Below are 9,660 nucleotides of genomic sequence, written 5' to 3' on the forward strand. Positions count from 1 at the left end.
GGCGCTGCTCCGGGATGGCCAGCGCCGGCTGGACGGCCGGCGGCGCGTCGGGCGCGTCCGGGTTCTGGACACCGATCGTGACGACCAGGACCACGCCGGTGACCACCAGGCCCAGTGAGAGCGCGATCCGCCCGACGTACCGCCTGGGCGGGCCGCCCGGGGGCGACGACGGAGGCGTGACGGTCGGCTGAGCGGTTTCGGCCACCCGATCAGGTTACGGAGCCACTCAAGGGGGTCACCCGAGAGCCTGATCAGGCAAGCGGATGGTTAAAACAACGCCACTGCCAGCGACATCACAGATTTCGTTATCGAGTCGACGCGCAGGCCCCTGACCTGCGGTTACCCTAACCTAACTTCGATTCGATGCCCTGTTTGTCCGGTTGCATCGTTTCGAGCCGGCGGCCGCCCACTGGACTTACAGGTGAGCCTTACCTAAAAACATCTCCGTAGCAGAAACTCAGGGAGGCGGACCGGTGTTGTTCTCGAGCGCGCTGATCGGGCTGCGCGAAGGCCTGGAAGCCGCGCTGGTCGTCAGCATCCTGGTGGCCTTCCTCGTGAAGACCGAGCGGCGCCACGCGCTGCGCTGGGTGTGGCCCGGCGTCGGCGCCGCGGTGCTGCTGTCGGTCGCCGTCGGCGCGGTCCTCACGTACACGACCGCGCAGCTGTCGTTCGAGCACCAGGAGCTGCTCGGCGGGAGCCTGTCGATCGTCGCCGTCGTGTTCGTCACCGCGATGATCTTCTGGATGCGCAAGGCGTCGAAGAGCATCGCCGCCGAGCTGCGCGGGAAGATGGACGACGCGCTCGACGTCGGCCCGGCGGCCGTGCTGCTGCTGTCGTTCCTCGCGGTCGGGCGCGAAGGGCTCGAGACCGCGGTGTTCTTCTACTCCGCCGTCCAGACCGCGCAGTCCGACACCGTGCAGCCGCTGATCGGCTTCGCCATCGGCATCGCGGCCGCCGTCGTGCTCGCCTGGCTGCTCTACAAGGGCGCCGTCCGGTTCAACCTGGGCAAGTTCTTCACGATCACCGGCGTCCTGCTCGTGTTCGTCGCCGCCGGCGTGCTCGGCTACGGCCTGCACGACCTGCAGGAAGCCGCGTTCCTCCCCGGCATCGACACGCTCGCGTTCGACGCGTCGGGCACGCTGCCCGAGACGTCCTGGTACGGCGCCCTGCTCAAGGGCATCTTCAACTACTCGCAGCAGACGACCGTGCTGCAGGCCGTCGCCTGGGTCGCCTACGTCGCCATCGTGCTGCCCCTGTTCCTCAAGCCCAGCAAGAAGACCGCGCCGGCGCCCGCCGTCGCGGCCGCCCCGAAGGAGTGACCGTGCGCAAGACCACCCCGTTGGCCGTCGTGGCCGGCGCCGCCGCCCTGGTGGCGCTGTCGGCCTGCGACAGCAAGAGCGACACCACCGGTGCCGCGGCGGACGGCGGCCCGATCAAGGTGTCCGCGAGCGACACCGCGTGCGAGGTCTCGGCGACCACCGCGGGCGCCGGCAACGTGACCTTCGAGATCACCAACAAGGGCACCAAGGTCACCGAGTTCTACCTCTACGCCGAGGGCGACCGGATCATGGGCGAGGTCGAGAACATCGCGCCCGGGCTGAACCGCAGGCTGATCGTCGAGGTCGCGAACGCGGGCAAGTACCAGACGGCGTGCAAGCCGGGCATGGCGGGCGCCGGCATCCGCGGCGACTTCACCGTCACCGGCGGCGTCGCGAAGCAGAACGACGCCAACGCGCAGAAGGGCGAGGCGACCAAGAGCTACGCGAGCTACATCGCCAACAACACCGCGGCCCTGCAGGACGAGACGGCGAAGTTCGCCGACCTCGTCAAGGCGGGCAAGGTCGACGAGGCGAAGGCCGCGTACGCGCGCACCCGCGTCTACTACGAGCGGATCGAGCCGGTGGCCGAGAAGTTCGGCGACCTCGACCCGGCCATCGACGTCCGCGAGGCCGACCTGGAGCCGGGCCAGCAGTTCACCGGGTTCCACCGGCTGGAGAAGGACCTCTTCAAGACCGGCCTGCAGGCCGACAGCGCGCAGATCGCCGACAAGCTGGTGACCGACGTCAAGGACCTGGTCGCCAAGTCCAAGACGCTGGAGCTGTCCGCTTTGGACCTCGCCAACGGCGCCAAGGGCCTGCTCGACGAGGTCGCGACCGGCAAGATCACCGGCGAGGAGGAGACCTTCTCGCACACCGACCTCTGGGACTTCCAGGCCAACCTGGACGGTTCGAAGGGCGCGATCACGTCCCTGCGGCCCATCCTGCAGGCGAAGGACCCCGCGCTCGTGTCCACTTTGGACAAGGAGTTCGCGAACGTCCAGGGGCTGCTGGACAAGCAGCGCGCCGGCGACGGCTTCAAGCTCTACACCGACCTGTCCCAGGACCAGGTGAAGGAGTTCGCCTCGGCGGTCGACGCGCTGAGCGAGCCGCTGAGCAAGGTTGCGGAGGTCGTCTCGAAGTGACGTCGGCAGAGGGCACGCGGGTCTCGCGGCGGAAGCTCTTCGGCCTGGCGGGCGCGGGCGTCGCGCTCGCCGGGGCGGGGGCCGCCGCCGGCATCGGGATCGACAAGGCGACGAGCGGCAACGCCGAGGCGTCGGTGAACACCGTCGACTTCCACGGCGAGCACCAGGCGGGGATCGTCACGCCGACGCAGGCGAACCTGCACTTCGCGGCCCTCGACGTCACCACCAAGGACCGCGAGAAGCTGCGGCAGCTGCTGAAGACGTGGACCGACGCCGCCCGCCGGATGACCGCCGGCCAGGAGGTCGTGGCGGGCGGCGCGATCGACGGCGGCCAGTACGCCCCGCCCGGCGACACCGGCGAGGCGCTCGACCTGCCGCCGTCGAACCTGACGCTGACCATCGGCTTCGGGCCGTCGCTGTTCGACGGCCGGTTCGGCCTGGCGGGCAAGCGGCCGCCGCAGCTGATCGACCTGCCGCTGTTCCCGAAGGACAAGCTCGACCCGGCCCGCAGCGGCGGCGACCTGTGCATCCAGGCGTGCGCGGACGACCCGCAGGTGGCGGTGCACGCGGTCCGCAACCTGGTGCGCCTCGGCTTCGGCGTCACCGAGGTCCGCTGGTCGCAGCTCGGCTTCGGCCGCAGCTCGTCGACGTCGCGGGCACAGGCGACGCCGCGGAACCTGTTCGGCTTCAAGGACGGCACGAACAACATCAAGTCCGAGGACGCGGACTTCCTGCGCGACCAGGTGTGGGCTTCGGCCGAGGACGGCCCGGCCTGGATGGCGGGCGGCTCGTACCTGGTGGCGCGCCGGATCCGGATGCACATCGAGACGTGGGACCGCGAGTCGCTGGACGGCCAGGAGAAGATCATCGGCCGCACCAAGGGCACCGGCGCCCCGCTCGGCCAGACCGCGGAGTTCGACGAGCTGGACCTGGACGTCGGCGGCGCGGGCGGCGAGAAGGTGATCCCGGAGGACGCGCACGTCCGGCTGGCCTCGCACCAGGCGCTGAACGGCGTCCGGATCCTGCGCCGCGGCTACAACTTCGTCGACGGTTCCGACGGCGTCGGGCACTTGGAGGCGGGGCTGTTCTTCCTGGCGTTCAACCGGGACACGCGCAAGCAGTACGTGCCGATGCAGCAGGCGCTGTCGTCGAAGGACGCGATGATGGAGTACGTCCAGCACACCGGCTCGGCGCACTTCGCCGTCCCGCCGGGCGTGACCCGCGAGTCGAGCTGGGCGGACGCCCTCTTTTCCTAAAGGCTTTAGGCTGAGCTACACTCCCTTTAGGCAAGAGGGAGTGAGTTCATGGTTCGAGCCGGGTTGACCACCGAACGCGTGGTGCGCGCGGGCGCGGAGCTGGCCGACGAGGCCGGCTTCGACAACGTGACGCCGTCGGAGCTGGCGCGGCGCTTCGACGTCAAGGTCGCGAGCCTGTACTCGCACGTCAAGAACGCGCACGACCTGCGGACGAAGATCGCCCTGCTCGCGCTGGACGAACTCGCCGATCGCGCCGCCGCCGCGTTGGCGGGCCGGGCGGGCCGGGACGCGCTCGTGGCCTTCGCCGACGTCTACCGCGACTACGCCCGCGAGCACCCCGGCCGGTACGCCGCCACGCGGTTCCGGCTCGACGCCGAGACCGCCGCCGCGAGCGCGGGGCCCCGGCACGCCGAGATGATGCGCGCGATCCTGCGCGGCTACGCCGTGTCCGGGCCGGACGAGACGCACGCCGTGCGCCTGCTCGGCAGCGTCTTCCACGGGTACGTCGACCTCGAAGCCCACGGCGGGTTCGACCACAGCTCGCCGTCCTCGCAAGAGTCCTGGACCCGGATCCTCACGGTGCTCGACACCGTCCTGCGCGATTGGCCCGCCACGTGATCACCACCCCGCTGACCGCCGATCTCGTCCGCGGCGCCCTCGAACTCGAACACACCGGGCAGGGCCTCGCCCCGCACCGGCTGCCCGCCCGCGCCCGTGCGCAGAACACCGACCCGCGGCTCGCCGTGGCCGAGGCGCAGCCCGCCGGCGTCCGGCTGCGGTTCCGGACCAGCGCCGACGTCGTCGAACTGGAGACGCTGCCGACCAAGCTCGTCTACACGGGCGCCCCGCCGCGGCCCGACGGCGTGTACGACCTGCTGGTCGACGGCGAACTCGTCGCCCAAGGGAGCGTCCAAAGCGGCGACACGCTGACCGTCGACCCGCGCACCGGAGCGGGCGAGCGGCGTGCGGGATCGCCCGGGACCGTGCGGTTCGGCGGGCTGGGCGCGCACGCCAAGGACGTCGAGATCTGGTTGCCGCACCACGAAATCACCGAACTGCTCGCCCTGCGCACCGACGCGCCCGTCGAGGTCCTGCCGGAGCGCCGGGTGTGGCTGCACCACGGCAGTTCGATCAGCCACGGCTCCAACGCCGCGAGCCCGGCGGGCACCTGGCCCGCGCTGGCCGCCACCGCGGCCGGCGTCGACCTGGTCAACCTCGGGTTCGGCGGCAACGCGCTGCTCGACCCGTTCACCGCCCGCGCGCTGCGCGACACCCCGGCCGACCTGATCAGCGTCAAGCTCGGCATCAACGTCGTCAACGCCGACCTGATGCGCCTGCGCGCGTTCGGCCCGGCCGTGCACGGCTTCCTCGACACCATCCGCGAAGGCCACCCGGACACGCCACTCGTCGTCGTCTCCCCGCTGTACTGCCCGATCCACGAACAGACACCGGGGCCGGGCGACTTCGACCACGAGGCGCTGGCCCGCGGCGAGGTCCGGTTCCGGGCGACCGGGGACCCCGCCGAGCGGGCGGCGGGCAAGCTGACCCTGGAGGTCGTCCGGGACGAGCTGGCCCGGATCGTCACGCAGCGGCAGGCCGAGGACGCGAACCTGCGCTACCTCGACGGCCTCGCCCTGTACGGCGAAGCCGACTTCGCCGACCTGCCGCTGCCGGACGCCCTCCACCCGTGCCCCGCGGCCCACCGCCGGATCGGCGCGCGGTTCGCCGGGCTGGTCCTTGACTTCAAGGGAGCTTGAAGTCCGAGACTGGCCGCATGTTCACGGACGCAGAACTCGCCTACCTCGCCGCCCAGCCGCTGGGCCGCCTCGCCACCCGGCAGCCGAACGGGACGCTGCAGGCCAGCCCCGTCGGCTTCCGGTACAACCCGGACGAGAAGACCATCGACGTCACCGGGCACAACCTGCGCACCAGCAAGAAGTTCCGCAACATCGCCACCGACGACCACGTCGCCTTCGTCGTCGACGACCTCCCTTCGACGAACCCGTGGCGCGTGCGCTGCCTGGAGATCCGCGGCCGCGCCGAGGCGCTGACCGACGTCAACCTCCCGGACAACCACCTCGACGACGCCGTGATCCGCATCCACCCGGAGCGCATCCTCGCCTTCGGCGTCGAGGACTGGGACCGGGAGCCCCTGGAGCTGGAGGCGAACATCCGCAACGTCTGAGCGTCACGGCACCGGCACCGGGGCCTCGGCGAGCCCGGCCAGCTCCGGCGGCAGCGGGCCCCGGTGCAGGACGCCGAGGCGCTGGGTGGCGCGGGTGAGCGCGACGTACAGCTCGGCCGCGCCGCGCGGCCCGTCGGCGAGGATCCGGTCCGGGTCCACGACCAGCACGGCGTCGTACTCCAGGCCCTTCGTCTCGGACGCGGGTACGGCGCCGGGCACCCCGGGCGGTCCGATGACGACGCTGGTGCCTTCGCGCCCGGCTTCCGCATTGGTGAACTCCGCGACGGCCGCGGCGACTTCGCCGTCGGTGACCCGCCGCGCCCACGGCGGGACCCCGCACGCGCGGACCGATTCCGGCGGCCGCACGTCGGGCGCGAACCCGGCCAGCACCGCGGCGGCGACGCTCATGATCTCCGCCGGCGTGCGGTAGTTCACCGTCAGCGAGCGGTAGACCCAGCGGCCGGGCACGTACGGGTCGAGCATCGCGCCCCACGACCGCGCCCCGGCTTCCGACCGGCGCTGCGCGAGATCGCCCACCACCGTGAAGGACCGGCCGGGGCAGCGCCGCATCAGCACCCGCCAGTCCATTTCGGACAGTTCCTGCGCCTCGTCGACCACGACGTGCCGGTAGGTCCAGTCCCGGTCCGCCGAGGCGCGCTCGACGAGCGTGCGGGTGTCGGTTTCGACGAACCGGTCCGCCAGGTCCTCCCCGAAGAGCAGGTCCTTGGCGATCAGGCCGACGTCCTCGTCGACGTCCTCGCGCTCGATCAGGTTGTCCAGGACGTCGGCGGCGTAGGCGGCCTTGGCCTTGCGTTCCCGCTCGGCCGCCCGTTCCGCTGCCTTTTCGGCCGCGAGGTCGCGGCCCAGCAGGTCGACCAGCTCGTCGAGCAGCGGCACGTCCGACACCGTCCAGGCGTCGCCCTCGGCTCGCGCCAGCACGGGGTCGCCGCCCGCCGCGCGCAGCCGTTCCGGCGACGAATACAGCTGCGCCAGCAGGGTTTCCGGGGTCAGGATCGGCCACAGCTCGTCGAGCGCGCGGGTGAACACCTCGTCGGCGTCGAGGTCCTTGACCAGCTCGGCCCGGAACCGTTCCCACTCCTCGCGGTCGTCGCGGCTCAGCCAGCCGTGTGCGATCCGCTTCATCGCCCGCTCGGTGAGCACATAGGTGACGATGTCGGCGAACACCGCGCGGGCTTCGTTGTGCGGCTGCCCGCTGTGGCGCGCCTCCTGCCGGGCCCACTCCGCGGTCGCGGCGTCGATCCGGACGGTGGCGTCCCGCAGCTGGATCTCCACGGGCTCGGCCGGCAGCCGCTGCCGGTCGGCGATCGCGGCGGCGAGCACGTCCAGGATCTTGCGGGAACCCTTGAGCCGCGCGGCTTCCGGCTCGTCCTCGGCCGTGACGTGCAGGCCGGGCACGAGGTCGCCGGTCGTCGTGAAGACGACGTCGGTCTCCCCGAGCGACGGCAGCACGCGCCCGATGTGGTTCAGGAACGCCGGGTTGGGCCCGACCACGAGCGCGCCGTGGCGTTCCATCCGCTCCCGCTGGGTGTAGAGCAGGTAGGCGACGCGGTGCAGCGCCACCACCGTCTTCCCGGTGCCCGGCCCGCCTTCGATCACCAGCACGCCCGGGTGGTCGAGCCGGATGATCTCGTCCTGCTCGGCCTGGATCGTCGCGACGATGTCCCGCATGCCTTCGCCACGTGGCGCGTTGACGGCCGCGAGCAGCGCCGCGTCGCCTGAAGCGTCCCCGCCGGGACGACCGAGGTCTTCGTCGGTGAAGTCGACGACGTCCCGCCGGTGGGTGTGGAACTGACGGCGGCGGCGCATGCCCTCCGGGTTCGCGCCGGTCGCGGTGTAGAACGGCCGCGCGGCCGGCGCCCGCCAGTCCAGCAGCACCGGTTCGTGGTCGCGTTCCTCGTCGAACAGGCCGATCCGGCCGATGTACGAGCGCTCCCCCGAAACGGCGTCGAGCCGCCCGAAGCACAGCCCGTTGTCGACGACGTCGAGCCGCCGCACCTCCCGGCTCAGCGCCCGCACCCGGACGTCGCGCTCCATCGCGCCGAGGTCGTTGCCCCCGAGCGCCGCCTGGTACTCGGCCCGCACGCGCTCGCGTTCGGCGTCGAGCCGGGCGTAGAGCCCGGCGACGTGAGTGCGCTCGGCGCGCAGTTCCGTTTCGTGTTCCGTCATGCGTCCCCTCACGCCTCGGCCGGCGCGCCGAACCACCGCGCCAGCCGGTCCTGCAGCTGTTCCTGGTCTTCGCCGACCCACGCGACGTGGCCGTCCGGCCGCACGAGCACGGCCGGGACGTCCAGCTCTTCGCTGACGTCCACGACGTGGTCGACCCGGTCCGCCCAGCCGGCCACCGACAGGCTCCCGGTCTGGTCGAGCAGCAGGCCGCGGCCGCCGTGCATCAGGTCGTACAGGCGCCCCTGCTTCAGCGTCAGGTCGCGCAGGCGCCGTCCGACGAGGTCGGCCTCGTCGCCGAAGTCGTAGCGGATCTCGATGCCGACGATCCGCCCGATCAGGTACCGGTTCACCTCCTCGAAGTCCATCAGCTTCGCCAGCAGCCGCCGCACGGCCTGCGGCCCGGCGTCCGGCCGCATCAGCTCGCCCTGGGCGCGGGTGTTGTCCAGCACGTCGGCGGCCACCGGGTGCCGCTCGGCCTGGTAGGTGTCGAGCAGCCCGGCCGGGGCCCACCCGCCGAGCTCGGCAGCCAGCTTCCAGCCGAGGTTCAGCGCGTCCTGGAGCCCGAGGTTGAGGCCCTGCCCACCCAGCGGCGGGTGGATGTGCGCCGCGTCGCCCGCCAGGAAGACCCGGCCGTCCCGGTAGCGCTCGGCGAGCCTGGTCGCGTCGCCGAAGCGGGACAGCCACAACGGCGAGTGCACGCCGAAGTCGGTGCCCGCGTACGCGCGCAACTGCTGCTTGAACTCGTCGAGGGTCGGCGGGACCGAACGGTCTTCGCTCACCTGCGCGGCGGGCACGAGCACCCGGTACCGCCCCGTCTGCCCGAGCGGGCCGAGCCCGAAGAACTTCTCCGTCTTGCGGATCTCGGTCACGATGGCGGCCACCTCTTCGGCCGGCGCGGTCACCGCCATCTCGCCGAGCAGCGTCTCGTGACTCGCCGGTTCACCGGGGAAGCCGATGCCGAGCAGCTTCCGGACGGTGCTGCGCCCGCCGTCGCAGCCGACGAGGTAGCGCGCCCGCAGCCGCTCACCCCCGGCCAGCTCGACCGTGACGCCCTCGTCGTCCTGGCTCAGCCCGGTCACCTCGGCGCCGCGCCGGACCTCGACGCCGGCCTCGAGCGCGTGCTCGGTCAGCAGCCGCTGGGTGACCGGCTGCGGGATGCCGAGGACGTAGGCGTGCGCGCTGTCCAGCCGTTCCGGCCACGGCTTGTCGATGCCGGCGAAGTACCCGGCCATCTGGAACTGCTTGCCCTCCGCGAGGAAGCGGTCCAGCAGGCCGCGCTGGGCCATCACCTCGATGCTGCGCACGTGCAGGCCGAGCGACCGGACCTCCTTGACCGGCTCCGCCTCCCGCTCCAGCACGACCACCCGCACGCCGTGCAGCCGCAGCTCGGCGGCCAGCATCGTCCCGGTCGGGCCGCCGCCGGCCACGATCACGTCGATCATGAAATCCCCTGTTCGTCTTCGTCGGTGGTGGTCAGGCGGGCTGGGTTTCGCGGCTGCCGAGCAGCAGCGTCGCGGCCTCGTCGGCCCCGTCGGCGCGGATCGCGGCGGCGACCGCGGCCGCCCGCGCCC

8 protein-coding genes and 1 pseudogene are annotated in these 9,660 nt (G+C 72.0%); 6 read left to right on the plus strand and 3 right to left on the minus strand.

What is annotated here, in order from left to right:
- A pseudogene (locus G3I65_RS57310) lies at positions 1-205 on the minus strand (murein transglycosylase); the annotation flags it as partial.
- Positions 206-473: 268 nt separating this feature from the next.
- Here G3I65_RS57310 and efeU point away from each other — a divergent pair.
- From efeU to G3I65_RS16070, 6 genes are read left to right on the plus strand one after another with little or no spacing between them, the layout of a single operon-like run.
- Complete coding sequence (gene efeU, locus G3I65_RS16045) at positions 474-1,319, plus strand: iron uptake transporter permease EfeU (protein ID WP_160696826.1); 846 nt, start codon at positions 474-476, stop codon at positions 1,317-1,319.
- On the plus strand, positions 1,316-2,461 hold the full coding sequence (gene efeO / locus G3I65_RS16050; protein WP_160696827.1) for an iron uptake system protein EfeO: 1,146 nt from the start codon (positions 1,316-1,318) through the stop codon (positions 2,459-2,461). The genes efeU and efeO overlap by 4 nt, the downstream gene beginning before the upstream one ends.
- On the plus strand, positions 2,458-3,717 hold the full coding sequence (gene efeB, locus G3I65_RS16055; RefSeq protein WP_160696828.1) for an iron uptake transporter deferrochelatase/peroxidase subunit: 1,260 nt from the start codon (positions 2,458-2,460) through the stop codon (positions 3,715-3,717). Before efeO ends, efeB begins: the two co-directional genes overlap by 4 nt.
- Positions 3,718-3,765: 48 nt before the next feature.
- Positions 3,766-4,335 (plus strand): TetR/AcrR family transcriptional regulator, encoded by a 570-nt coding sequence (locus G3I65_RS16060; protein ID WP_163046697.1) that lies wholly within the window; start codon positions 3,766-3,768, stop codon positions 4,333-4,335.
- Positions 4,332-5,474, plus strand: a complete 1,143-nt coding sequence (locus G3I65_RS16065) for a GDSL-type esterase/lipase family protein (protein ID WP_160696831.1) — start codon at positions 4,332-4,334, stop codon at positions 5,472-5,474. The genes G3I65_RS16060 and G3I65_RS16065 overlap by 4 nt, the downstream gene beginning before the upstream one ends.
- 17 nt (positions 5,475-5,491) lie before the next feature.
- Entirely contained in the window at positions 5,492-5,902 is a 411-nt protein-coding gene (locus G3I65_RS16070; RefSeq protein WP_160696829.1) for a PPOX class F420-dependent oxidoreductase, read from the plus strand.
- A 3-nt stretch (positions 5,903-5,905) separates the two neighbouring features.
- Here G3I65_RS16070 and helR read toward each other — a convergent pair whose 3' ends face one another.
- Positions 5,906-8,089, minus strand: a complete 2,184-nt coding sequence (gene helR, locus G3I65_RS16075; RefSeq protein ID WP_203612400.1) for an RNA polymerase recycling motor ATPase HelR — start codon at positions 8,087-8,089, stop codon at positions 5,906-5,908.
- Positions 8,090-8,097: 8 nt separating this feature from the next.
- On the minus strand, positions 8,098-9,531 hold the full coding sequence (gene rox / locus G3I65_RS16080; protein ID WP_160696830.1) for a rifampin monooxygenase: 1,434 nt from the start codon (positions 9,529-9,531) through the stop codon (positions 8,098-8,100).
- Positions 9,532-9,660: the final 129 nt, after the last annotated feature.

This window comes from Amycolatopsis sp. SID8362, from assembly GCF_010550475.1.
GTDB classification, from domain to species: domain Bacteria; phylum Actinomycetota; class Actinomycetes; order Mycobacteriales; family Pseudonocardiaceae; genus Amycolatopsis; species Amycolatopsis eburnea.